Below are 26,397 nucleotides of genomic sequence, written 5' to 3'. Positions count from 1 at the left end.
GACTTAATAGGTTGCTAGTGAAGGGGATTTATGTAAACGTTTAATAAATAATGATTTTAAAATTCATAAAAACAATTAACAACATAAAATTTACACAATAAGAACAACTGTAAGCATATGACTGAAGGGACAATGATTTTTAGAATTATTCGATTCGAATAGAAGGTATAAGCCAAAAATAACGACTCATAGCGAGTACTGAAGCGTCGACCTTCTAAAGAGAAAATCTCACTTATTCAAGAGATCCACAGACATAACTACTACACTATGACTAAGTTAATAATGAAGGCAGTAATATGTCTGAAGCAACACTCCTACTCATTGAAGATGATGAGTTTATGGCTAAACAGATAAGAACGCTTGCCGAGTCCGTAGGCTTTGAACGTATACTTCAATTTGATGCCTTACCCGACGATCAATCCTATCTCGATGCCGATCTCATCGTCACCGATATACAACTTCCCAACATGGTCGGGATAGCTCATATCGATCGCATTATCACCCTAAAGGGCAACAAGCCAATCATACTGGTTACCGGCCTGGATCAAATGACGCTTGCTTCTACACTCACCATCTTGAAAATGAAACGGGTCAATATCGTTGCCGCATTGACTAAACCATTTAACAGAAAAGACTTTAAACAACTGCTTGAAGCCCAGCTGCCTAAATAGCATTAGCCAGCTAAATTAAGGCTTATCTAATGAACTCATAGCACTCTACCCAAAAACTTCTTTTAATCTTCATACCAAGCGTGTCATATTCTACGACCACTATATAAAAGATAAAAATAACAGTTAACTAGTGATGGAGCCCACACTAAAAAATGAATGCCATGGATAAAGCGCAAGATGACCCACAAACTGATACTAGCTTAAACACCTCACTAAACACCGAGACTCGGTTATCTAAAGCCAGATACCTGCTAAGCGCATTAGGACCAGGCTTATTAATGGCGGCCGCCGCTATCGGCGCCTCTCACCTAGTCGCCTCGACTCGTGCCGGGGCTGAGTTTGGCTGGCAGTTGGCCTGGGTTATCTTAGCGGTTAATCTGCTTAAATATCCTTTCTTCGCCGCCGGTGCCCGCTATACGGCATCGACAGGAGAGAGTTTACTCCATGGTTATCTTAAACAGGGCAGAGGCTACCTCTTGCTGTTCACGGGTCTCAACACCATAGCAGCCGTGGCTAGCACTGCCGGGGTGGCCATGCTAACAGCCGCGATGCTGACCCTATTCATCCCTCTCTCCATCGATCTACTGGCTCTGATTGTCTTACTATCGAGCCTGGCCCTGCTTATTTTTGGTCATTACACTCTACTCGATAAGCTCACTAAAGTGATCATGCTCTGCCTCACCATCTCGACGCTCATTGCCGTGGCATTAGCCTTCAATGCTCCGTCTATCATGAGCCCAGATTTTGTCTCTCAGTCACCTTGGCAATGGGGCTATATCGGTTTCCTCGTCGCCATGATGGGCTGGATGCCCGCCCCCATAGAGGTCAGTGCATGGAACTCCCTCTGGCTGTTAGAGAAGAAAAAAACGGTTCATATAACCAAAGAGCAAGCCATCTTCGACTTTAACTTCGGTTACCTGACTACTGCAATTCTTGCCATCGTCTTCCTCGCCCTAGGCTCCCTGGTTATGCACGGCAGCGGCGAGCAGTTTTCGGCATCTGGGGCTAAATTTGCCAGCCAACTCATAGACCTGTATAGCCGGGTTTTAGGCGAGGGAGCACGCTATCTCATCGGCACCGTAGCCCTATTGTGTATCTTCAGCACCACAGTGACCGTCATCGACGGCTACAGTCGCACCCTGAATATGGGCTGGCGCTTATTGACTCAAACCCAAGACACTGAGAAAGGCTTAACCAGGGTCATGCTTGGCATCAGTGCAATTGGCTTAGGCATCATTTTGTTTTTTAAAGGAGCCCTTCTGCCTCTACTGGAATTTGTGATGATCTTAGCTTTTATGACCACGGTCATTTTCGCTTGGCTAAACTATAAGTTAATGACCAGCTCGGCTCTGGCTGAATCAGATCGCTATGGCTGGAAAATGAAATCTCTGTCTATGGTAGGCATGACCTATTTGGTCAGTTTTGCCCTGCTGTTTATCTACTGGATGGCGACAAAATAAGTGATTATGAAATGCAGTTAAGGACAAGGATGCACCGACAAAACACTCTATTAACTTGTTTAGTGTTAAGTGTACTAACACTGAGTAGCTCAAGTTATGCCGATTTCCCATCGCTTAAGAATGAAAAAGTACAGTCAGAGCGCTCGGATGGGCAAACTCGAAGCGAACCTGTGGTCGCACCACAAAATATGGAAGTTGCCATAAAGCAGGCTATCGACACTTCTCTACAGCCATTCAGTGGCAGCGTACTCCTGTTAAGAGATGGAAAAACACTACTCACAGTAAACAAGGGCAGAGGGATCAACAAAAATACCAGCTTCGTCATCGCCTCTCTATCTAAACAGATAACGGCGACTCTTATTTTGCAGACCGTCGATGCGGGTAAGCTAGATCTCAACAGCTCCCTAAATAGCTATCTCATCGATGGTCTAGACTTAGATACTGATGAGATTCAGGGCGGTAATAGTGACTCTTATACAGATTCAGGATCTGAGAGAGATGAGGACTTCGATGCGAAATTTGAAACCGCTCCCGAGCCAGCCCTTGAACCTGAAATACCCCTCGACGCTAGCAACGAACTCGAAGAAGCAGAAAAGAGCGACTCATCGCGTTCGTTGCAGCGAATCGGTTCGTCTAAAGAAGTCGCTTCGCCTACAATCATCTACGGCATAGATGTCGAAACAGCACAAAACAATCCCAGATTCAACCCAAGTCGATACAATGAAAACATCACATTACATCACCTGCTAAGCCACACATCGGGTGTCGATAAATTAGGTAAGCCAAATCGTTTCCAGCCCGGCAGCCAATTTCAATACTCCAACTTGGGTTACTCCCTCTTAGGTGAGATTCTCGAGCAGGTAAACCAGCAAACCTTGGCTCAACAGATTGCCAACTTAAAGCTAACTAACCGACTCGGAGGCCTCTACGCCGAGGTTGGCACCATAGATAACATACGTCAACGGGCTCCCTCTCTCGCCATTGGGCTCAATGAAGCAGGCAGTGTATTAGCCCCCTCAGGACTAGAGCTGACCAAATCTTTGATTCCAGCAGGTGGAATCATTGCCACGACTCAAGCCTTCGCCACATTTCAGCAAAAATTGCATTCAGGTAGGCTAATCAGCCCCCAGAGTTACCAGCTGATGACTCGCTCACATACCGACATAGAATTCTTGTGGCCGGATATGAGTTACGGTTATGGCCTTAGGATCAACCGAGAAGATGGCATCATAGAATATAGTCATACCGGCTATCTGCCGGGATATATGTCGATGACACTCCATTATCCTGAGTTTGATCTGGATCTGGTGATGCTGGAAAATATCTCATTAAACATCAGTGATCTCGACCGGGTATTTGAACTGCATAACCAAATACGAGCGAGTATCAGAGAGTCGCTTATTTATGCTAAAAGTCTTGAGAATAGAAGGCTCATGGACACAAAAGATAAAATAGACAGTACAAATAAATCCGAGGCTCAGAGCGAAACTCAGATATAATAGTACCCACAAGATCCCGCAGCCGCGGAATCAACTAGAAAAAGATAAAGACTAATGATTAACAACGATATTTTACGCCGTCTACGCTTCGTGTTCGATTACCAAAATGCCAAGATGATCAAGATCTTCGCCAAGGTTAATCATGAAGTGTCACAAGAGCTTCTTCTTAACTTGCTAAAGAAAGAGGAAGAGGAAGGTTACCAGCCTTGTAATGACAAGACCATGTGTCAGTTCCTTGATGGCCTTATCATAGAAAAGCGTGGCCTGAGAGAAGGCGCCGAAATCCCTGAGCCAGTATCACAAATTAACAACAACCTTACCTTCAAGAAGTTAAGAGTTGCCCTGGAGATGCGTGAAGATGACATCATCAGCACATTAGCTCTGGCTGATTTCAACATGTCTAAATCAGAACTCGGTGCTCTGTTTAGAAAGCCAGGTCATAAGCACTTTAAAGAGTGCGGCGATCAGGTTTTACGTAACTTTCTCGCGGGCCTGTCAGTCAAGCATCGCGGTAAATAACAAAACCTAATTACGATAAAGAAGTGATTACCTAAAGCACGGCTCTGGCTGTGCTTTTTTGTTTTAAACAAAACAAAATAAAATGTAAAAAACAGGTAAAAAAGAGATAAAAAACAGTTCAGAAACAGAACAAAGATCACGTTTCGTGATAATCTTGCCAGACTCACGGCATCTATAATTAACACTATCGAAAAGGTTACCAATGGACGATCATAAACGCCCGCTCTACCTTCCCTTTGCAGGACCTGCGATTCTCGAAGCCCCCTTGATCAACAAGGGCAGCGCATTCACCGATGAAGAACGTGTTTTCTTCAATCTCGAAGGCCTACTGCCTCATGTTATCGAAACCATCGAAGAGCAAGCGTCTCGTGCTTATGATCAGTACACTAACTTTACCAATGACCTCGATAGACACATCTACCTGAGAAACATTCAAGACACCAACGAAACACTCTACTATCGTTTGGTTCAAAACCACATTACCGAAATGATGCCTATCATCTATACCCCGACTGTGGGTATGGCCTGTGAGCGCTTCTCCAAGGAGTATCGTCGTAACCGCGGCCTGTTTATCTCCTATCCGAATAAAGATCGCATCGAAGATATTCTCAATAACTCGACACGCCAAAAGGTGAAGATCATCGTTGTCACCGACGGTGAACGTATTCTGGGCCTGGGCGATCAGGGTATTGGTGGCATGGGCATCCCTATTGGTAAGCTGTCTCTGTATACCAGTTGTGGTGGTATCAGCCCAGCATATACCTTACCAATCACCTTAGATGTAGGTACAGATAACCCACATCTGCTAGAAGATCCTATGTATATGGGCTGGCGTCATCAGCGCATCGGCGGCGAAGAATATAAAGAGTTCATCGAAGCCTTTATGCAGGCGGTTAGCCGTCGCTGGCCAGATGCCTTGATCCAGTTCGAAGATTTCGCCCAAAAGAACGCCATGCCTCTGCTTGAGCGTTACAAGGATCAATATTGCTGCTTTAACGATGATATTCAAGGCACCGCTGCCGTCACTGTAGGCTCACTCCTCGCCGCCTGTAAGGCTGCTAAGACTCAACTGAGTGAGCAACGTATCGCCTTCTTAGGTGCAGGCTCTGCCGGTTGCGGAATCGCCGAAGCCATAGTGGCCCAAATGGTCTCGGAAGGGATCTCAGACAGTCAGGCTCGCCAGCAAGTATTTATGGTCGATCGCTGGGGTATGCTGCAAGCCAACATGCCGAATCTACTGCCATTCCAACAGAAACTGGCGCAGAAGTGTGATGATGTAAATGACTGGGATAACTTCAGCGATAACATCTCACTACTTGATGTGATGAAGAACGGTAAGCCTACAGTACTTATCGGGGTATCCGGGGCACCAGGATTATTCACCGAAGAGATCATCAAGGCGATGCATGCAAACTGCTCTCGCCCAATCATCTTTCCACTATCGAACCCAACCAGCCGCGTCGAAGCCACCCCCAAAGATGTGCTGCATTGGACCAATGGCCAAGCACTTGTCGCCACAGGCAGTCCCTTCGAGCCAGTAGTAGTTAATGATGAAACCTTCGAGATAGCTCAGTGTAATAACAGCTATATCTTCCCGGGTATTGGCTTAGGTGTACTCGCCTCAGGCGCTAAACGCGTCAGTGATGCGATGCTGATGGCATCGAGCCGCGCATTAGCCGAATGCTCGCCACTTGCCATCAATGGTGAAGGACCGCTATTGCCGTCACTGGAAAAGATCCACAGTGTCAGCAAGCACATTGCACTCGCCGTAGGTAAGGTCGCGATCGAGCAAGGCCATGCACTACCATGTACCGATGAGCTACTCAAGCAGGCTATCGAAGCTAACTTCTGGACAGCAGAGTATCGACGTTACAAGCGAACTTCGTTCTAACTCTTCACTAGCTTGTCATCCTGAACTTGTTTCAGGATCCAAGTTCGAGATACGAGAATAGATTAAAGCTACCAGTTGATAATGGTAGCTTTTTTATTGCCTGTATTTGTGCCTTTGGATGAAGGCTATTGCACTTTTCTTCTGTTTATTTGGTATTAGTAAGAATAGCTGAAGGTTGCACCTTAGTTGTTACCTAGCGAGGCATGTGCACCACTTTCTTTGACAAGAGTCTGCGAGACGCTGGTTCTTGATTTCATAAGAGTCATCACTGTGAGCTCTGAGATTTCAAACAAAGTCCATGCTTAAAGTACCTGTCGTGAATAATCATTAAGGAACAGAGGAGCAAGATATCGACTTATTTGTTTATTCTGGATGAAGTCTAACCTTAGTTTCTCTTGTAAATTTCATTCGTTATTACCTATATTTTCGCAACATATAAATGTTTGTCAATGGTTAAAGTAGAACTACCAACGATACCTTAACCCCAAAATAAACCTCGTTTCATTTTCATTGGCTATATCGATGCCAAAATAATCAAACTTATATAAATGCTGGTAACTAACTTTGCTAGCTATCCACCATTTATTATTAAAGGGGAAAGCCAAACTTATAGTCAACTTTAAATATTCTGCTGCTGTTTTATTATCCCCAGTTACATTCAAGTATACCGGAGAGATAGTTAGGACAGTGTTGTGAAACAAAAAATCTTTACGTATTAAAGGTACAAAGTGGTAGCCAGTGAAATTACTTTTACTGTGTCCTGCGAGCCCATCTTTCCCCAAAGACCCACTAAATATATAGTTAATCTTCGGAGCGAAAGTCCAACCATTTTTTTGATGTTTTAATACTCCACCGATAGAATAAAAAGTATAACCAAATAGGCCTTGATCTGAGCGGGATAAATTTCTATTGATAGCATATCCATTCCACCCACCGGAGAAATATTCACTAATTTGCCATGTTTGAATGATAAATGCCTGTAGCTTTAATAAATCTTTACCAAAGGAAGAGTGACTATCTTGTCCACTATAATTAATATGCCCCATAGTACCTTCGATGGCAGCAAAGTAGTTTGAACCTCCGAGTTTCCCTATGGTATAGGTATCGAAAATCACGCTTTTCTCTGTTGGTGGATCGTTAGCTTTTTTCGTATCAATACTTCTTAATTGAACATATATAGATGAAAATACAGGACCAGGTTGCCAAAAAAATGTTTGAGCTTGTGCACCAAAAGCGACCCATGATAATAGGAGTCCAAAAATAATTGTGTACCTTATCATCTTCGTTTCCGGTTTTTAATAATACTAATGCTCAATGTTGAAACAAAAATAATGACCAAAAGGACAAAGATAGTCCCCTATTTTTAAAATGGATATATTGTTAATCAAGTTCATTTTCAGCGTCTACCCAGACCGTTCCCTACCAGATTTTAAGCTAACGTTAGAGTTAGAATTCAGCAACAACCTTAACGGTATCATTGACCTTACTACTATCAATATAACCAATAATATTTGGGTTAGATGAAACCAGCTTTATCACTTCATCATCATTGGCAAACTCTTTCGGGGGCGTTCCTTTACCAGTAAATACTTTCTTAGACCAATAGGACTTCAATTGACTTGATGATTTACCTAAAACAGTGGAATCAAACTCCCCTCGATTAACTTGCCTTTCCTCCAAGTTAATCGGAATAGCTTGAGCCCCTCCAGGAAATTTCTTCGTCTTACCGAGATAGAGATTTGAAATACTCTTCTTGTCTAAAGAATCACCGTTATCAGGGTGGACTATCACTGCAATTCCAGACACTGCATGTAACGAAAACAAACTGAGTAAAATTGAGCAAAATATTTTGTTCATCTTCTTTCTCCTAAAAAACCAGATCTACCGCAATAGCTAACAGTTGAGCATCCGTACCTACTGAATAATCATCGGAATAATGGGTGTACTCAATTTTAAATGCAGCCGATGGGTGGAAGTCCCATCGAGTGCCTACTATGTAGTAGTTACTGTCTTCTTCTTGTGCTGTTAGGGCTGCTTGAGTACCAAACAGCAATGGGGCTAAGGCGATTTGGTTGATCGGAGGTAATGAGCTATAGATAGGTAACATGGCTTCATAAGCATCCATCTGAGGCTTACCTTCGTCCATGCCGTAAGTCACATGGAAGGTTAAGTTATTGAACCGGATTCCACCTGAGATAAATGCAGAGTTAGTATCAGCCAAGAAGCTGGGATCAAGTTCTGTCATGGTGTATTCGGCGAGAATAAACCAACTGTCCACATCATATTTTACATGGGCACCAATCAAGGTTGCTCCATCATCTATGGGTAACAGATCATCAACGATCTCTTGAGTAAATACTCCAGCTTCCGAAATAGCCTGCCCCAGAGCAATGATAGTGTGCTGCTCATAGGAGTATTCGTCGATAAGACCTAGATTGAGCCCATACTCAAAGGAACCAGTGGCAAAATTGAAGTTAATAATGTGCCCCTTGGCTGAAAAAGGAGCTGGAGTAGTATCTGAGCCTATAGGTTGATAATCTGATATCGATGAGGTGATGTATTTATAGGTGATCTCTGCATCAGAGTCTCCCCATAAGTCACTATAGGTGAGCCCTACACCTTCCCCTGAGTTAAAAGGAAGCGAGTAGACCCCTCTTGGAGGGGTTATCCAATGGTAAGCGTAGCCTACATCGATATAGTCTGAGTACTTATACAGATTAAATCTCTGTCTTCCTGCCATTAGCATGAATTGATCATTAATCTCATAGGAAATATAAGCCCACTCAAAATCAGGATTAAAATCATTTCGCCCTCTTGCAATGATCTGAGCGGTCGCTCTGAGACCTTCCCCTAAATCAGCGGAAAATTGCAATGCCATCTTACTGTCGTTTTCGAAACTAATCTCTTTATCATAACCGTAGTAAGACTTGTCATCTTCGAGACTGGAGCCTGCAACAATGGAAGCAAAGCCATTAATAACGACTTCAGCAAAGCAAGTGGGGATATATATAAACGAAAGAATTACAATAACCAGTGAGTGCTTTCTCATTGCCTACCCTTTTCTATGACTTCATTCTTATTAAAAGATAGTTGGTAATTAATATAATGCCTATTGAGGATAGAATATATTTAGTTGGGCGGACCTGTCACACTTCACGAAGTGTTTGCATGAAAGGTCGTTTCTAGGCATCCTATCTTCAAGGCATTCGTATATCCCTATACAGCCCCCATGGTAGGTGATTGGTTCAAGTAAGGTATTGAAAGTAAATGAACTAAACCAATACGAATAAAGCTAGATGAACCAAGAATAAAATAATTAGAAAACTTGTTATTAGACAAGAGATAAACAGATTTATGAATTTACTACATCTTCAAGCATTGTTACTGGCAATTGAAACAGGCTCTATTTCTGCGGCGGCGCGTCAATTAGGAAAAAAGCAGTCTCAGGTTAGCCAATGGATTTCTGATTTAGAAATTGATTTGGGAGTGAGTTTTTTTGATCGCTCGGGTAACAAGACCACCTTGAGTCAAGATGGTGAAAAGCTACTTCCTTATCTTACTCACAGCTTGGGTCAACTGGATAAATTTGTGCAAAATGCCCAGGAGCTCGCGAAAAGTGAGCCTACAATACTCAGAATTGGAATGGAAAATTACATTCCCGACTTCGCCTTTACCCCTGCCCTCGCAGCAGTATTAGACATAGTGAACTTGAATCTAGAGGTGTATCGGGAAGAGGCGGGGCAGCTAGAGAAAGACCTGTGCGAGGGTCTTACAGATATCATTCTGACTCACGAATCCGACACTATTCACCACACCCGCTTTGACTACTGCCGCCTGGGTTATTATCACGAAGAACTAGTTTGCAGCCCCCGACATCCATTGGCAGAATCATCTAGCCTAAACTTACAAGATTTAAGTGAGCACAGTGAACTTGTTTGGGGAGATGTGAGCCATGGGGATGAAAACGGATTCAGCCCTCATTACGGCCTGTTCGCTGACATCAATATCTTGATCGCTATGCTTAAACTAGGTAAAGGGTTCGCGTTTTTACCGCGGGAGTATGTGAGTACCTTGGTTATGGATAAGCAACTCGTGTCGCTTAACTGCGACTTTGAGCCTGTCGGGATTAAACGAAAAGTAGAGCTGTGCTGGCGCAATGGCCTAACCCTGTCCAAGAAAGGATCTAAAGTGATCGATGCTTTCAAGCAAGAACATAGTTTAATTTAGAGCGCGCCAATACTGGCACTGATTCGTCACTAACAAGCCCATATAGAGAGCCAGTCATATAGTGTGAAGGCAAATCGTAAAAACGGTGCAGGCCACAAGATTAATGATCATTGGCATCGAAGACAACTTTCCCCCGTAACACAGTCATAATGACTTCGGCGTAGACAATCTCCTCTATGGGTAAACGAGTAATGTTTTTGTCAATAATGGCAAAATCCGCCGACTTACCAAGATCTATGGAGCCTGTTATCTCACCGATCCCTAAGCTAGTTGCCGCATTGATAGTATATGAGTCAATCGCAGAATCTATGTCAGGTAAACCGGTAGCGCCCATCTTGATACTGTAGGCAATGCCAACTAATGGGTTTATGTCGTGCACATTCCAATCACTGCTTAGGGTCACATTAGCACCAGTATCAAAAATGGCCTTCAAGTTCATCAAGAAACTGCTACGCTCTGCACCAAGAAAAGGCTCGGCCCAGCTATGATCGTGATGAGCGATATAGTCCGATCCCACTTGAAAATCTGCCGTTACATCCAACTTAACAAAACGGGGAACATCCCTTGGATTGACTAGCTCTAAATGGGTTAATGTATAAGGCCTTGTCGCCCCTTTACTGCGAACATACTCAATGGCATTAAGCGACTCACGAATGGCTCCATCACCAATGGCATGAATATGAGCGCCAAAACCAATCTGATTTAATTTATCCAGCCAGCTTGGCATCTGTTGCGGTGCAATATAGTTAATGCCAAAAGGCTCATCTGCAATATAGGTATCTATATATGGCTTAAGTAATTTCGCCGTACCGTTAATAAAAATACCATCGCTGTACATTTTCACCTGATCGACTAACAGCAAACCTGACTTGTCGTCGGAGTGAATTGTCTTCAGATACGTCAATTGGGAATCCATAGAATCGGTGGGATATATCCAGGGACGAAGCGATACTCTTGCGGTTAATGCCCCCTCTTTCGCCGCCGCTTGCCACACTTCATACCAACCGCGTTTCCAATACAGTCGACCATCACCTATGGTGGTAATGCCATGGGTTGCAGCAATTTCTAGCCCAGTCATAAGACCATCATAGCTAGTATCAAATTGGTTTTCTAAGCTGTTCCATGCCATTTCCATAACCAAGTCGCCAGCATTATCGAACAAGATACCATTGAGCTCGCCGGTATCCTGGTCTTTAAGTATTTTTCCGCCTTGTGGTTCGCTGGAATCTTTAGTAATTCCTGCACGTTTGAGTGCTTCTGAATTCACCCACATGGAGTGTGAAGTCTGCTCCATAATCACCACTGGGGTATCGGGAAAAATGCGATCTATCACTTCCAGTGGACTGGTGTCATTCTCTTCACTTAACACGGAATCCACAGAGAAACCGTAGCCCATCAACCATTCATTTTCTTTAGCTAGATTACGGCAAGCTTTCAGATAAGGAACTTGCTCTGCCAGCGATGCGTCCATATTAAGCTCACAGTTACCACCGGCTGCCGATGCAGCTTCAAACACATGATTGTGGTTATCGATAAAACCAGGCATCACGAATGCTTGTTCCAGATCTATCATCTGGGTTTGGGTATTACGATAGGCATCCACACCATTTTCACTGCCTATATAAACAATATTGCCATCATAGACAGCCAGAGTATCGGCATCCCTATGGCCATAGATAACAGCATTAGTCATAATCATATCTGCGGGTTCAGCTGGTTTGGTAGACTCAGCTTTACAACTTGTGGTGCCCATAGTTAGACTCGCGATCAGTGCCAGTAAATACACTTTATTCATTAATTCATCCTATTTCCCCCAACTCTAAATGAGTATAGGGAATCTTCTGTTTATTTTCAGACAGGCTAGCGGAAGAGAGAAAATAAAGACAAATACTCAGTATCAGTAATTAGGGATAGCCACATCAGTAAATGAAGCAGAAATCAAAAAATCTGGCCACCCATAATTAATGCATACAGTTACTCTTCTTACTAAGCTTAATGAAGAGTTTAAGCTGGAGATTATTATGCCCCGCCCTCGAAGTACTCAAATTAGTCTCGAAGATACACCCTATTATCACTGCTGTAGTCGCGTTGTCCGTCGCGCTCACCTCTGCGGAGACGACAAATATACAGGCAAAAACTATGACCATCGTCGGGGTTGGGTAGAAACGCAGCTCCTCAAATTGACAGAGGTGTTTGCTATTGATGTGGCTGCCTATGCCGTGATGAGTAATCATCTGCATTTAGTGCTGTATATTGATTTAGAGACGGTCAATACCTGGTCCGATAGAGAGGTGGTTGAACAGTGGCATAAATGTTTCAAGGGTACAGAGATTACACAGAAGTTCGCTAAAGGAGAGGTTATTGATGAGTACCAAGTGGCTCAGTTAAAACATCTCATTGCCACTTATCGCTCACGTCTCAGTGATATTAGCTGGTTCATGCGTTGTCTCAATGAACCCATAGCTAGGAAAGCCAACGATGAAGATAACTGCACCGGGCATTTCTGGGAGGGAAGGTTTAAAAGCCAAGCTTTACTCGATGAAGCGGCCGTTTTAGCGTGTATGGCTTATGTTGAACTGAACCCTATCCGTGCGAAGGTAGCTCAAACACCAGAAAATTCTGATTATACCAGCCTTCAGCTAAGAGTTAAGGCGGCCTTGAAGGGGAAGCAACCGGTAAAACTATTATCTTTTATTGGCAATGAGCATGAGCAGCAAGCTAAAGGTATCAACTTTGACCTTAAAGACTACTTAGATCTAGTTGATGAAACGGGCCGTATACTTCGTGATGATAAGCGAGGTGAAATTTCAGTCAATGCAGCAAGAATACTGACACGACTCAATATTCCCAGTGATAACTGGATAAAACTCACTGCTGATTTTGGTAAGCTATTCCATGGGCCTGTAGGCACCTTGCAGGAGCTAACGAGCTACTGTGAACACTTAGAGAAGCGACGACGGCATTTCTCTCAATGTTGTCAGTATTTACAAGCAAGCTGATACGTTCAATCATTCCTTATTCCAGCTAACCTATCCATTTAATGGGTTAGGATAGTCCTGCGTAAAATTCACCATTTCCCTCCTTAAACGACCAAAATCTATAAATAATTAGCTCAGAAAGCCTGATTACTGGCTGAGTTAATCCCGTCACTGAGTTGAATCTTGATAACCAGAAATAAGGCTGGCATGTTGTTGATTTATAATGGGTGGCTTCGTTCTTTGCTTGCATATTGGTTGTAACAAGCAATGAAACCTGATAAGGCTATTGTACTTAGCAAGCTCACCAAGAACCTCTCAAGTGAACCCTTTAACCCTTTAACCCTTTAGCCCTTTAGCCCTTTAGCCCTTTAACCCTTTAACCCATTAACCCATTAAGAAGATAGTTAAGACTTGTTATCTGGCAAGCCGCTGCCTAAAACAAAAGTACAAAAAAAGGCCATGGTTTCCCATAGCCTTTACAGATAGCCTGTTACCTCAATAGTCAGTCCTAATAGGATTAATATCTCATCCATGATGAGACAGCTATTTTCCGTCGATAACTGCCATGATGCTGTTAAACAGAGCTCTATCGGTGCGAGACTTTTTCAGCTTCTTCGAACAATCCTTGAGAGAATCATCTGAGATACGGGTGAAGATGCCGTTGTACTCTTTCTCGTCTATGGCCTCGTCACTCTCGGCCATCTCGGAAATGTCTTGTGCCACTCGGCTCAGCTGTATCCAGGCATTAGCAATATAAAAGCCATGAAAGTCCGCCTGTGGCAACTGAGCCCTGGCACTGTTCGGCAAGGCTTGCCAGCCTTTGATGAATTTCTCATCAGTATCTTCTAGCAACTCATTACAGAGGTTAGCGTAGGCTTCCAACAGATTCTCTGGGAGCTGATCCATAGGAAGAACAACATTACATACATTCAATGACACCTGCTCGACGCGGGTCTTATACTCTGGGGTGATCTCAATCATGGTTTTGCTCTATAAATTTTCAATAAAAATGGGCTTAGGATCAGTAATGACTGATATTTAACACTAGCGTTGAACTTAAACTGGCCTCTGAACTCAAAATCTGCCACTAACATACAGGCCGTAGCTGCCATTACCTGCTATCGGTGTAATGGTGATGCCTTTATAGGGGTCGGTAAAGTAAAGTCCGGATACAACCCCGATCGCGGCGCCGATCAATACATCTTCAATATGATGCTGATCGCTGGCAATTCGGGGATACCCCACATAAGCCGCACCTATATAGGCAGGAATGGCCCACTCCCAACCAAATCTCTGCTGAACAAAGGTCGCCGCTGCGAACGTATCCGCCGCATGTCCCGAAGGAAACGAGTCATTATCTGAGCCATCTGGCCTTTCCTTGTCGATTGCATATTTAAGCCCTTCAACAGCAAGGCGCGAAACAAGGCCGGTCTTAATCAACTGCCTGCTTCCCTCATAGTCATCTTCGACAAACAGAGTCGCACCGAATGTGACGACAGGAATTAACAGATAAAGCGCATCACCAGACTTTTCCAAATTAGATCCACTACCATTAAGCGTTAGCTGACCCACTCAATAATAATATGCTCGCAAATATGGCTCTCACGGCAATGAAGCTCTTAGATAGATAAAATATGGCAGCCTTTATACCTGCCCCCCAACATAAAAGCAAAATAAGTAGTAAGTAGACAAGTGCCAACCTTCATTTGTAACATCCAAAGATACAATATCTTATGTCAATTTTTTGCATATAAAATATATAATATTGAAGTAATCTCGGCTAGAATTTGTGTATGCTGTACATCATGATCCAACGAAGAGGAAGCATCAGCCCATAATGATTTATCGGCTTTTACGACATCGAATCATATCCAAGCTTGCACTAATATGTCAGGCTCTAGTTTACCGAACGCTCACACTTAGGGGGGCTGGCAAGCTAACTTTTCCTTGGCTATTGATCATATTGCTCTCGCCTCTCGTCTTGGCCGATGAGCCGAAAAATCTAAATACTACCTTCGAAGAATTGGAAAGTGGTGTGACCTTATCCAGTGACGACCTTAAAACTAAACTTAAGTATCTAAAAGCCAACATCACCTTAACCGATCTGGATAACTATCTCAGATTACAGCGAGTACTATGTTGGAGCACAGATGCATATGACAGTGCTCAGAGAGCTAAAGGATTAGAGTTTGCCCAAAAACAACTGAATGCTGAAATCATCAAGCAATCTCCTGAGACCTTTGCCGATTTAAAGCTGTGCCGAGCCTGGTTTTATCAAGTCGCGGGAAACGTCGACCTAGCCTTAAATGAATACAATCAAGTCATAGCTCAAGCCTATCAACTTGAGTCCCCTAGGCTTATCGCCGATGCCCGAGGCCTGCGAGGCGCTATCTACTCCTTCCAGGGCAATTACGCCTTGGCACTGGAAGACCTATACAGTGCTCAACAGCTCTACGATGACTTAAACCTGGCATTCTGGAGTCGATATAACTTAGCCGAAATAGCCACTAGTTATCGTCGATTTGGCGATCCTCACACGGCATATAAGTATTATGCAAAACTCGAAGCCAAATTTATCGAAACTGGCGATCTCGAATCCGCCACGGACATGGTGACGGAGATGGCCATCGCCCTGGAAGAATTAGGTGAAAATGAAGCGGCACTGAAGAAACATCTGCAAAGCTATCGATACTGGCAGCAGGAAAAAGATGAACTAGCCCAAAGTTTTGTCGCCATTAACTTAGCGGGGATTCTTATCAAGTTGGGCCGCTTAGATGAGGTTCAAAAATATCTTGATGAAGCACAGAAGCATGTTCTACCTACAGATGAAGCCTTCTATAGCTTTATGATGCTATTTCGCGCCCAGTTCCAGCTATTACAAGGCCAGCCCATCGCGGCAATTCCCCTTATCGAAGAAGCTAAATCTGCCTTCTTGAGAGTCAAGAATACTCGTGGTCTCACCCAGCTCTATATGCTAGAAAGTCAGGTATTCGCGGCTCTTTTCCAATGGGAGCATGCATACCATTCACTGGAACATTTTAATCAACTCCATAATGAATTGGATATCAAGCTACAGACTCATAGAACCGCAGAGATGCAGACTCGATTCAATACTAAGCAAGTTGAAACTGAAAACCTCTTGCTGCTAGAGACACAGCAGATAAAGGAGCATGAATTACAAATTTTACAGCAAAATCGATACTTACAATTTACTGTCATCTTTCTCGCCATCATAGTCATTATAGTCATCTCTTTATTTGCCTATAAACAAGCACAAAAATCTAAACTATTTAGTACTTTAGCCCTGACAGATCACTTGACTAAACTAGCAAATCGCAGACACGCCTATACCGTCGGCGAACAAGCTTTCTCTGAAAACCATGATGTGATGGCCTTAATCTTGTTCGATGCCGATCACTTCAAGAAGATCAATGACAACTTTGGCCACAATATCGGCGATAAGACGTTAATTTCACTGGCAAACATTGCCAGTGATCTGATGCGAAAATCGGATCTAGTAGGCCGGGTCGGTGGCGAAGAGTTCTTAGTCATATTACCTCATACCAACTTAGAACAAGCCACAGAGATTGCCGAGCGTTTAGTGGACTCCATAGCCATGACAGACTTGAGTGATATAGCCCAAGAATTAACCATGACCATCAGCGCAGGGGTCGCCGCCAGGGAACAAGATAGAAACTTCTCCGAACTACTACAGCGCGCCGATAAAGGGCTATATCTGGCTAAATCTAGTGGAAGAAACTGTGTCAAATCAGGATGAATACAAGCAATCACTAGCGCTTAGTCATCCTGCGATCTTATCACGCCAGATTATTTCCACATCTTCAGGCACAGTCATAATGCCAAAGTATTCACCATGAAGTACATTTAGAAAAATAACCAGCACTGAGGAATGGGTTCTCATATAACCTCTTATATCTGAAGCTCTTATGCCTGAAAATCATACTTGGAAAAAACATGAATCAATAATCACATATTGTCCGCCCAAGCCCTACTTTCCGCTCCCACTCCGTAACACTTTAGTATTGTTATTCTAGATTTCTGACTCTAACTTGTTTATCTATCTCATTCGATCACAAAAACAACCAACATAAATTAAAACAATAACTTAGACTAACAACATGGATTTACGAATAGTATAAAAGTATTAGTACCCAGTGTAATTACATCCTTTCTACCTAGATCCTTTAATACTCAAGACTGATGTTACTCAGTCGTTAACTCCTCATAATTGTCGTCAATAAATTGACACGCTAAATCCTAGGTATGAAGAAAGGAGTGAGTGTACTAAGTCAATTCTCAGTGACATAGGGATCGAGTCATTCAAAATGATGAGACTTATCTATCAAGCGGTAACAACGAGTACAAACAAAAATGTTTTTAATCTTGATCCAGCAGCAAGGATCTTGTCTGTTTTATTTTGAGTCGATGACCAAAGTTTTTAACGGCTCAAATTAAGCAACTAACTAGTTAATAAGGGAATAATTTAATGAAACATTCTAAGATTGCCATGCTGATATCAGCGGCTTTACTCGCTTCTTCGGGAGCCTCAGCTGCCAGTATTGATAACAATACGACTGTGACACAAGATGGTAATAATAACGGCGCGACCGTTAACCAGACTATCGAAAGCAATAGTAATCAGGCATTGATTGACCAAGATGGTAACCGCAACACAGCCCAAGTGGATCAGTTAAATTCGGATCTGAACATTGCCGATATCCAGCAATCGGGCAACCGTAATTCAGCCATAGTCAGCCAAGCCGATGTGACTTCTGCTTCATCGAACATCATTCAAACCGGTAATGGCGACACCGCTCTCATCGAGAACACTGACTCAGATAGTGCACTCGCGACCATCACTCAGCATGTCGGCCAAGGCAATGATGCCTATATAGGTCAAACAGGTTCTGACGCAGCCGTTGCCAACCTGACTCAGTCTGGTTCGGGTAACGATGCCGATATCACCCAATCGACGGGTAGCATAGGTGGCGATACTACACTCGCCACTCTGACACAGACGGGTAACGATAACGTCGCACTCATTAGCCAATCGGCTCAACAAAACACGGCGACATCGATACAATCTGGTAATAGAAACGACTCGACCATCTATCAAAACGGTGATGACGGCGTTGGGCAGAACCTAGCATCGGTCAGCCAAACTGGTAATGCTAATGGCTCATACGTAGATCAGCTTGAAATGAACACGGCGACCGTGACACAAATGGGCAATGGTAACTACTCAGAAGTGCTTCAGGCAGAGAACAACACGGCGATTATCAGCCAAACGGGTAACAACAACGAATCTTATATCGATCAAGCCGATCGCTCAGGGGATGAAGATAACCAGGCGATAGTCACTCAGCTAAATGGTAATGGCAACGTATCAGATGTGATCCAGGAAGATAGAAACCAAGCCTATATCACTCAGCAAAACGGTAACGGTAATGAGTCATACCTAAATTCAGATGACGATAACGTCACCTACGTCACCCAGGAAAATGGTAACGGTAACTTCTCAGATATCGAACAGGATGATGATAACTCATTGCGTATCTATCAGGGTGGCGGTAACAACAACGAGTCTTGGGTAGATCAAGATGATGACAACACAGTTAACGTTACTCAGACTAACGGCAATGGTAACTTCTCCGATATCGATCAGGATGACGACAACACAGTGACTGTGGTCCAAGACAATGGTAACCGTAATAGCTCTTGGATAGATCAAGATGATGATAACTCGGCTACAGTGATACAAGTTAGCGGCAACGGTAACCAGTCTTGGATAGAGCAAGAAGATGACAACACAGCATTCGTAGCACAAGACGGTGGCAATAATAACTACATCAATATAGAGCAAGACCAAGCTAACGATGTGTTTGTATTACAGCTTGAAGGCAATGGTAACGAATCTAACATAGAGCAAGGCTCAGCTAACCAAGCAGATGTCATTCAGGTCGATGGTAACAACAACTATGCTGAGGTCACACAAGGGATCTCTAACACTGTTTTTTCATTGCAAATTAACGGTAATGGCAATGAGTCAAGCATACAGCAAGATTCACAAAACACTGCCAGAGTAGTACAAGACGGTAATAACAACAGTTCATCTGTTACTCAGGACTATCAGCAAACGACTCGTGTTACCCAAACAGGTAACGGCAATGATGCGACAGTCAGCCAGGTGAGTTCCGATACGGCGCTTGTGTCTAACAATGCAGATATCTATCAAGACGGTAACCGCGATACTGTAGCCGTGACTCAAAATGGTTTAGGTAACGATGTACTGGTTATGCAAGATGCTACTAGTTTCGGTAACAGCATCACTATCGACCAGACGGGTCTTGGTAACTATGCAGGTGCAGGCACCTTCTCTGGTGCGGGCAGCGAGATATTTATTACTCAAAATGGTAATAATAACCGTATATCTAACTCAGATACAGGCCGTGACATAGGTGCAACCTCTACAGGTTCAGATAACACCATGTATATCGACCAGATTGGTAACGGTAATTTAGTTTCGGCAGAGTCTTCACATAACGGTTCACTGGTTGATATCGACCAAAATGGCGACCTTAACTTCGCCGATGTAGATTCGACTTGGGGCGCAGAGAACGAATTACTCGTATCTCAAACGGGCAACAGCCATGTTGCTTATGTTACGGCCACCGGCGGCGCCATGAATTACGCCAATATCATCCAAACTGATATGTCTAACACCGCGGCTGTGACTCAAGTTGGTTCAAACAACTCAGTGATGATCAACCAAGGTTCTATGTAAAACCAAGGTACGAGTAAACGTATCTTAAGTTGAACTAAACCTAAGGGGGCATTAGCCCCCTTTTTGCTGAGTTAATGTTATCAATCCAGAACCATGCTTCCCCCAAAGTGTTCAACGAATCGCAATCAAGACATCAAAATAAATCCACGCCATCAAGCCACTAGATCAAGTCAGAGTAAATTAGCAAGCGCTAAAGTCGAACGTTGCAGTCACTTATAGCTAATGTTATAGTCCGAAAAATCGCTTCGTATAATCCCAATGATATGGTTTGGGAGTTTCTACCAAGAGCCTTAAATTCTTGATTATGAAGTCTGTAACTTTATGCACTATCTCCAATATAGACTATCTGTTAATAGACAGGATCTGCGTCCAATAAGCGCTATAGATCCCTCTTTTAATCGGTATTCATATAGGTACTATCCAATAAAGGTAGAGACTCATGAATTATTTAAGCTTACCCAAGATCGATCTACATTGTCACTTAGATGGCAGCGTTCGCCCACAAACGATTATCGATCTGGCCAACGAGCAAAGCATCTCCATTCCCAGCCAAGACATCAACGAAATCCGTGCATTAATGATCGCCCCCGAGACATGTCAAAATCTCGAAGAGTATCTGATGCGTTTCGACCTTCCTCTGTCTGTGATGCAGACCCAAGCAGGTATCGAGCGTATTTCATTTGAGCTTTTCGAGGATGCGGCTAAGGAAAACGTCAAATATTTCGAGGTCAGATTCGGCCCACAACTGCATCAATTGCAGGGTCTAAGCTTCGATCAGATCATAGACTCAGTCGTCAAAGGCATGCAGCGCGCCGAAGCCATGTATGATATTAAGGGCAACTATATTCTCTCTATCTTGAGAACGTTCCCCAAGGATAACATCAGAGATGTTATCGATGCGGGCGCTCCTTATCTGAACAAGGGCGTGGTGGCCTTCGACTTGGCTGGCGCAGAGCTACCGGGATTTTGCAGTGAGTTTATCCCCTATGTAGCTTACGCCATCGAGAAAGGCTACCGCATCACTATACACGCCGGAGAGCAAGGCGTGGGTCAAAACGTATTCGACGCCATCTCTATGCTTAAAGCCGAGCGTGTGGGTCATGGGATTCATATCACGGGTCATCAGGGCGCCTATGACCTAGTGAAACAGCAGAATATCGGCCTGGAGACCTGCCCCAGCAGTAATATTCAGACGAAAGCGGTGGATAATCTTAGTGAGCATCCGCTGAAAGCCTTTTATGAAGATGGGCTGCCCATCACAATCAACACAGATAACCGCACCGTCTCCAATACCACTATGACAGACGAGGTACGAAAGGTGATGCAAGAGTTCAGCCTGAGCCGTGAAGATTACTTCAACATCTATAAAATCAGTGTCGAACAAGCCTTTGCTTCAGATGAAGTCAAACAACATCTGATGAGCTTCGTCGACTAGGTTTTTCTAAAATACAGAATAAAAAGCCAGCTTATACGTTCGTATAGGCTGGCTTTTTTCATGCCTGATCCATCATATTTAGTCCGTCCTATCACCTATGCAGAGAAAAGTTGGGCTAACTCATCAGCTCTTAGTATGTGAGCACTTACTCTTACTCTAGCTGAGAGTATTAGATAGAGAACTTCTGCACCTCTTTCTCCAGATTCTTAGTTAACATCTGGATCTGGGCGCTGGTCGCATGGGACGAATGAGACACTGATGCCGTATTTTCGGCTGTTTCTGAGATATTGACGATTCGTTGAGCCGAGTCCTCCCCCGCCGTTAACTGCTCCGACGCCGCCTCCGAGATCTGATGGCTCATCGAGGAGATTTCAGATAGCGAGGTCGCAATATTTTTGAGCTCTTCAGACACCTGATGTGATTTAGCCACCGTCTCTTCACTGGTCGTTATACTCTGAGTCACAGAAGTTTTCGCATCCTTAGCAGCGGTCTGCAGCTTAACAATCATCTTATTGATCTCACCCGTGCTGCTCTGAGTCCTCTGAGCCAATTGACGCACTTCATCGGCAACCACGGCGAAACCACGACCTTGCTCTCCAGCGCGTGCCGCTTCGATAGCCGCGTTGAGTGCCAGTAGGTTGGTCTGTTCGGCAATCCCCTGGATCACAGACAGCACATTGGCGATATTATTGACCTCATCATCGAGGATCTGAATATTCGAACCCGCACTCTCTATCTGAGTCTCAAGCAGGGCTATGGTTTTAGACGCTTCCTCAGTCAAGAGATGAGCGTTCAGCCCTTGTTTTTCCGCGGCGGTAACAGAGTCGGCAGTCTGCTTAGCATGGTCAGCAACAGTACCCGATGAAGCGGTAAGCTCAGTGACAGCCGAAGCCACCATCTGGGTTTCCTCATTCATAGTCCTGGTTAAGTTATCTAATTCCGTGGCGCGACTCTCTGATTCCACCATTTGCTCATTAAGAGTGTCAGCGACATTTTTTATTTCTTTTACAACGTCTTGCAATCCTTCCTGCATATAATTTATCGCACCGACAACGCTGTCATTGCTGGCATATTTAAAGTCAGGATTTTGCTTCAAGTCGCCCCTTGAGACTTTGATCACAATATTGCGCACATCTTCAATCTCGGCGCCTAACGCATTACGCATGCTTGCTCCGAAACGATAGAGGGCAAAGGACAATACCACAGCGATGATGATAGATAGGGTTAACAGCCACTTGGCCACAGACCAGTAGCGTTCATTGGCTTCGGCGGAACTGATCCCGGTTCCCACATACCAGCCCCAACGACTGGTTTTCTGTACCACAGAGGTGAGATCGACGACGGTGCCATTACGCTCAGAATCCCAATGATAGGTGATGATCTGCTGGGTCTTGTTACCCACTAAGCCCTCCACCATCTGGCCGATACTCTTACCGCTGGCATCCTTAAAATCGTTGAAGCTGGTGCCATGAAGTTGGGGATCGTGTGGGGTAGCTAAAAAGTCTAGTTTGTCGTCGACCACATAGACATATTCAGAGTCGTGATATTTATTCTCTCTGAGCATCTGAGCGGCATACTGCTTAGCCTTGGACTCACTGAGTTCACCCGATGCGGCTAATTGCTCAAACTGCTCAACAATATTGACCGTACTCTTCATCAACTGATTAATTCGGGCAATATTGTCACTTTCACTGGCTTTAGATAAGGCCTGCAGACCTAAGACTGCAATACTTATCAAGGCGATAAAGAGTACGCCCACAAATGTCATTATCTTGCGATTAAGCGTCATATAAGGAACCTTAGAAAATAGTTGTTTTTATGTACTGCCTTATATAACTAACACCGAAACTGGTATGAAACTAGCATTAACACACATTAAATATGCGTCAAAAATGAATAACTATTGTTATGGTGAGGAACAATTACGGCAGGGACAACGCAAATAACTCAACTTAAATAATAAAACAGCCCAAGAAGCCAGAATAACTACAGAAAGCAAAATTAATAGCCTGTAGACAAACAAAGTTCAGATGAATATAAACAGGAATACTAGGGGGTTATGGAGGGCTGAGTGATGCAAGAGAGCGCTAGTAGCATCCTTTATTCAGCCATAGCTAAAACGAACAAGTGTTTGAATTGCCAATAAGGTTAATATCCACTTCAAGGCCTTCATAAACTTCTGGTTGTCGATCTTTCCTCTTAGCTTAGTGCCAATCAAAGAACCTAAAGAAGCCCCTAAGATAGCCGAGAGTATTTGTGGCAAAAAATCGGAAAAAATGAATCCTAATCCCGCATAAGTCACCACTTTAGAAACATTACTCAAGCCCATCAACAGCGCCGCTGTGGCAATGATCTGATCTTTATCAGTCAAGCGCTTCATCAAAAGGTTTATGGTCAGTGGACCGGGAGCACCTACCACTAACCCCAGACCAGTCTGCGCCGCGCCAACCAGATAAAAGTTTTCCAGCTTGCCAAGTAAATCTTCAATAGGTTTTACCCAGAGGCTAAGCAGCAGATAAATCGAGATGTACAAGGGAATAAACTCAGTCGACAGGTTTATCAGGAAGAAGCCGAACAGGGCGATACCGACCAAGGAACCCAGCACAAACGGACCCACAACCGGCCAATATATGTGCTTGAAGGAAAATCCGAGACGAGTGAAATTACTCGCTAATTGGGTGGTGCCATGAATAGGAATGACAGCTGCGGCTGGTACGAACCAAGGTAAAGTCACGGCTAAGATAAGTCCGCCGCCTAAGCCACATATACCCGCTACGGTGGAGGTAAAGGTGGTTAACAGGAAAAGGGAAATGATAAGCGTATAATCCATGTTTCCCTTTAAGAATTAGATCCTAGGGACTAGTTCCTAGGTCTTTGCGTCAGTTAACTCTTGATTCGAATAGCATGATTTAAATGCCTGCTGTAATACTATCCATTCGAATCAAAACTGGCAACAGGAGGAATAATAGATAAAAGTTGCCAAAATTCACATCTAGTGGAAACTGTAACTAAGCCCAAGAGGCAGGCTTAATCAAATCAGCAGCTAAGGTAGCGAATTACTGTTATCATATTGTGGTATTTCATTGCCTATTTATATACCAATCCTATGTCTGACACAGCTCAACCTCCAACAAATTCCCACCTCTTCTCACCAGCAGAACTAAGAGAACTCACAGCTAAAATCAAGCAGTGGGGCATTGAGCTGGGCTTTGCTCAAATAGGTATATGTGACACAGACTTAACCAGCGAAGAGCTCAAGTTACAGCAGTGGCTGGACAAGGGCTATCATGGTGATATGGCGTATATGGAAGCCCATGGCATGATGCGTGCCCGTCCACATGAGCTGCACCCCGGCACTATCAGGGTCATCTCAGCCAGAATGAACTACCTGCCGCCAGAAGCAGGCTTCGCGACTAATCTCAAAGATCCCAACCTTGCCTATATCTCCCGTTATGCCGGCGGACGGGACTATCACAAGTTGATCCGTAATCGCCTCAAGAAGCTAGGCCAGATGATTCAGGCCGAGCTTGATATCATGAATGCGGGCAAAACTAACTTCCGCCCCTTTGTGGACTCGGCGCCGATACTCGAGAGGCCCCTAGCCGAGAAAGCTGGTCTGGGCTGGACTGGTAAACACAGTCTATTGCTCAATGAAGAGGTGGGCAGCTGGTTCTTTCTCGGTGAGCTATTACTCGACCTGCCCCTGCCCGTGGACATTCCCGTCAGTGAGGGCTGTAATACCTGCGTCGCCTGCATCAAGTCATGTCCAACCAATGCCATAGTCGAGCCGTATATCGTCGATGGCAGACGTTGCATTTCTTATCTGACCATAGAGCTGCAAGGGGCCATTCCTGAAGAGTTTCGTCCTCTCATAGGTAACCGTATCTACGGCTGTGATGACTGCCAGCTAGTATGCCCGGTCAACAGCAAGGCGCCGCTCACCCTCGAGAGTGATTTTCACACCCGGGACCCACTTAAACAACCTGAATTGCTTATCCTCTTTGGTTGGACTGAGGCCGAGTTTCTCAAGATCACCGAAGGCAGCCCCATTCGCCGTATCGGACATAAGCGCTGGCTAAGAAACATCGCCGTCGCCTTAGGAAATGCCCCAGCTTCAGAAAAGGTCGTCCAAGAGCTCGAGCAGAGAAAAGCATCCAAAGAGGTCGATGAGATGGTCATAGAACATATCGACTGGGCCCTGACTCAGCAACACACCAAGCTAGCATCAGCCCTTATCCTGGAAAAACAGAGCCTGGAAACAAAAGGCCGTGAAACAGCAGCCTTGAGCCAGTCAGATAGAGTCCAGAACGCCTCATCCCTCAGCCGCAAAACACAAAGAGTGATCCGCAGCATCGAAAAAGGCCTGCCAAGGGATGCCTAAGGTTCTATCGTAAACCCAACCTTGATGGTCACCTGCCAGTGAGCAATCAAGCCCGCCTCCAGATGTCCCCGAGTCTCAATCACCTCAAACCACCTAAGATGCTTCAAAGTCTGCCCCGCGGAAGTGACGGCATTTTTGATCGCTTCATCCGAACTGATAGGCGAAGATCCCACTAATTCAATAACTTTATAGGTATGACTCATGACTAGCTCCGGGTAATCCAGTGATTGCGCGAGTACAGATTATTACGAGTAATAGAGCAAGAGCAAAACAACACTCTGTCCAACTCAGTATAGGAGAGCTATCAGCACCTAGCTTCTTATACCATTCCATATAAGTATCTGGTCAATTCAGAGACTCTCAGCTTTTTCAATTCAAGGCGCATTGATGAGGAAATGGTTATTCCCTTTTAAGTCAATGTAACAAAAAAGTGGAAACGCTGAGAGCCTCACGCAGTGCGGCTGATGTTTAAAGAAAAGGGCAAAGCCCTTTATGCTACGTTGAATGTTCTCGATATACGACTGCATGGAT

20 protein-coding genes and 1 riboswitch are annotated in these 26,397 nt (G+C 44.2%); of the genes, 11 read left to right on the top strand and 9 right to left on the bottom strand.

The genetic code is table 11. The annotated features are described in order from the left end of the window. The first annotated feature begins 296 nt into the window (after positions 1–296). The 5 genes from FS373_RS11800 to FS373_RS11780 all read left to right on the top strand — a co-directional run bounded on the left by FS373_RS11800 (position 297) and on the right by FS373_RS11780 (position 6,040). Positions 297–671 (top strand): response regulator, encoded by a 375-nt coding sequence (locus tag FS373_RS11800; protein ID WP_144045254.1) that lies wholly within the window; start codon positions 297–299, stop codon positions 669–671. A gap of 278 nt (positions 672–949) precedes the next feature. After that, positions 950–2,131 carry an NRAMP family divalent metal transporter gene (locus FS373_RS11795; RefSeq protein WP_144048852.1) on the top strand — a complete coding sequence of 394 codons (1,182 nt, stop codon included), beginning with the start codon at positions 950–952 and terminating at the stop codon, positions 2,129–2,131. Positions 2,132–2,160: 29 nt separating this feature from the next. Continuing rightward, entirely contained in the window at positions 2,161–3,630 is a 1,470-nt protein-coding gene (locus FS373_RS11790) for a serine hydrolase domain-containing protein (protein WP_227992699.1), read from the top strand. Positions 3,631–3,684: 54 nt separating this feature from the next. After that, the gene (locus FS373_RS11785; RefSeq protein ID WP_144045253.1) at positions 3,685–4,149 is read left to right on the top strand and encodes a DUF1456 family protein; all 465 of its coding nucleotides are present in this window, start codon (positions 3,685–3,687) and stop codon (positions 4,147–4,149) included. Positions 4,150–4,351: 202 nt separating this feature from the next. Then, positions 4,352–6,040, top strand: coding sequence for an NAD-dependent malic enzyme (locus tag FS373_RS11780; protein WP_144045252.1), 1,689 nt, complete (start codon positions 4,352–4,354; stop codon positions 6,038–6,040). 464 nt (positions 6,041–6,504) lie between these two features. On the opposite strand, the gene FS373_RS11775 is transcribed toward FS373_RS11780, so the two are convergent. From FS373_RS11775 to FS373_RS11765, 3 genes are all read right to left on the bottom strand, one after another. Next, entirely contained in the window at positions 6,505–7,320 is an 816-nt protein-coding gene (locus FS373_RS11775) for a hypothetical protein (RefSeq protein ID WP_152829486.1), read from the bottom strand. Positions 7,321–7,486: 166 nt separating this feature from the next. Further along, positions 7,487–7,897, bottom strand: a complete 411-nt coding sequence (locus FS373_RS11770; protein ID WP_144045250.1) for a phosphate ABC transporter substrate-binding protein — start codon at positions 7,895–7,897, stop codon at positions 7,487–7,489. 10 nt (positions 7,898–7,907) lie between these two features. Further along, positions 7,908–9,089, bottom strand: a complete 1,182-nt coding sequence (locus FS373_RS11765; RefSeq protein WP_144045249.1) for a porin — start codon at positions 9,087–9,089, stop codon at positions 7,908–7,910. Between the two features lie 305 nt (positions 9,090–9,394). Here FS373_RS11765 and FS373_RS11760 point away from each other — a divergent pair, with 305 nt between their 5' ends. Next, positions 9,395–10,267, top strand: coding sequence for a LysR family transcriptional regulator (locus FS373_RS11760; protein ID WP_144045248.1), 873 nt, complete (start codon positions 9,395–9,397; stop codon positions 10,265–10,267). A gap of 100 nt (positions 10,268–10,367) precedes the next feature. On the opposite strand, the gene FS373_RS11755 is transcribed toward FS373_RS11760, so the two are convergent. After that, positions 10,368–12,062, bottom strand: a complete 1,695-nt coding sequence (locus FS373_RS11755; protein ID WP_152829485.1) for an amidohydrolase — start codon at positions 12,060–12,062, stop codon at positions 10,368–10,370. A gap of 226 nt (positions 12,063–12,288) precedes the next feature. Here FS373_RS11755 and FS373_RS11750 point away from each other — a divergent pair, with 226 nt between their 5' ends. Beyond that, on the top strand, positions 12,289–13,266 hold the full coding sequence (locus FS373_RS11750) for a transposase (protein ID WP_152829484.1): 978 nt from the start codon (positions 12,289–12,291) through the stop codon (positions 13,264–13,266). A 522-nt stretch (positions 13,267–13,788) separates the two neighbouring features. Here the strand turns inward: FS373_RS11750 and FS373_RS11745 are convergent. Together FS373_RS11745 and FS373_RS11740 are read right to left on the bottom strand one after the other, a co-directional pair. Further along, the gene (locus FS373_RS11745; RefSeq protein ID WP_144045245.1) at positions 13,789–14,226 is read right to left on the bottom strand and encodes a DUF3069 domain-containing protein; all 438 of its coding nucleotides are present in this window, start codon (positions 14,224–14,226) and stop codon (positions 13,789–13,791) included. Positions 14,227–14,319: 93 nt separating this feature from the next. Next, positions 14,320–14,781 (bottom strand): phosphatase PAP2 family protein, encoded by a 462-nt coding sequence (locus tag FS373_RS11740; RefSeq protein ID WP_227992698.1) that lies wholly within the window; start codon positions 14,779–14,781, stop codon positions 14,320–14,322. A 427-nt stretch (positions 14,782–15,208) separates the two neighbouring features. On the opposite strand from FS373_RS11740, the gene FS373_RS11735 reads away from it, so the two are divergent. The 3 genes from FS373_RS11735 to add all read left to right on the top strand — a co-directional run bounded on the left by FS373_RS11735 (position 15,209) and on the right by add (position 21,485). Beyond that, a complete protein-coding gene (locus FS373_RS11735) occupies positions 15,209–17,023 on the top strand; it encodes a diguanylate cyclase (RefSeq protein WP_227992697.1) in 1,815 nt (604 codons plus the stop codon). A gap of 729 nt (positions 17,024–17,752) precedes the next feature. After that, complete coding sequence (locus FS373_RS11730; RefSeq protein WP_144045243.1) at positions 17,753–20,050, top strand: beta strand repeat-containing protein; 2,298 nt, start codon at positions 17,753–17,755, stop codon at positions 20,048–20,050. A gap of 225 nt (positions 20,051–20,275) precedes the next feature. Then, a riboswitch (purine riboswitch) is annotated at positions 20,276–20,375 on the top strand. Between the two features lie 114 nt (positions 20,376–20,489). After that, positions 20,490–21,485 carry an adenosine deaminase gene (gene add / locus FS373_RS11725; RefSeq protein WP_152829482.1) on the top strand — a complete coding sequence of 332 codons (996 nt, stop codon included), beginning with the start codon at positions 20,490–20,492 and terminating at the stop codon, positions 21,483–21,485. Between the two features lie 169 nt (positions 21,486–21,654). On the opposite strand, the gene FS373_RS11720 is transcribed toward add, so the two are convergent. Together FS373_RS11720 and FS373_RS11715 are read right to left on the bottom strand one after the other, a co-directional pair. Beyond that, on the bottom strand, positions 21,655–23,274 hold the full coding sequence (locus FS373_RS11720; RefSeq protein ID WP_144045241.1) for a methyl-accepting chemotaxis protein: 1,620 nt from the start codon (positions 23,272–23,274) through the stop codon (positions 21,655–21,657). A 315-nt stretch (positions 23,275–23,589) separates the two neighbouring features. Then, positions 23,590–24,315, bottom strand: coding sequence for a sulfite exporter TauE/SafE family protein (locus tag FS373_RS11715; protein WP_144045240.1), 726 nt, complete (start codon positions 24,313–24,315; stop codon positions 23,590–23,592). A 276-nt stretch (positions 24,316–24,591) separates the two neighbouring features. Here FS373_RS11715 and queG point away from each other — a divergent pair, with 276 nt between their 5' ends. Further along, on the top strand, positions 24,592–25,866 hold the full coding sequence (queG, locus tag FS373_RS11710) for a tRNA epoxyqueuosine(34) reductase QueG (RefSeq protein WP_152829481.1): 1,275 nt from the start codon (positions 24,592–24,594) through the stop codon (positions 25,864–25,866). Here the strand turns inward: queG and FS373_RS11705 are convergent. Next, complete coding sequence (locus FS373_RS11705) at positions 25,863–26,069, bottom strand: dodecin (protein WP_144045238.1); 207 nt, start codon at positions 26,067–26,069, stop codon at positions 25,863–25,865. The two genes, queG and FS373_RS11705, sit on opposite strands and share 4 nt — an antisense overlap. Between the last annotated feature and the right edge of the window lie 328 nt (positions 26,070–26,397).

It is taken from the genome of Shewanella sp. YLB-07 (assembly GCF_009377275.1).
This window is presented reverse-complemented; position numbering and strand designations above follow the sequence as displayed.